1 protein-coding gene is annotated in these 270 nt (G+C 49.6%); it reads right to left on the reverse strand.

Features of this window, described 5'->3' with window-relative positions:
* Positions 1-270, reverse strand: a 270-nt coding sequence (locus tag NLU14_RS21900; protein ID WP_275710589.1) for a hypothetical protein, incomplete at both ends; no start/stop codon positions are given.

The following is a 270-nucleotide window of genomic DNA, read 5'->3' on the forward strand; positions in this document are numbered from 1 at the left end:
TGGCCGCCCATCAGAGTAGACACAGGCATGCTGTTGGCGGGCCATGTATTCTCATCGGTGGAAGCAAATTCGACCTGATAGCTGTATTCTTTATTTCCAATATCAGCACTGTAGAGGCTGCCATAAAAATTCTGCATGAGCACAAGGTTGGGGTTGCGGCTTAGGATGGTCTCGCGAAGCCTAGCATAATCGATTAACTGATCACTGTCTCCGTGTTCGCTGCCTTCATCCCAATACAAGCCATCGATGTTAGCGCCGTAGCGGTCGATT

Origin of the sequence: Marinobacter iranensis, from assembly GCF_029207565.1 — a bacterium.
GTDB lineage: Bacteria > Pseudomonadota > Gammaproteobacteria > Pseudomonadales > Oleiphilaceae > Marinobacter > Marinobacter iranensis.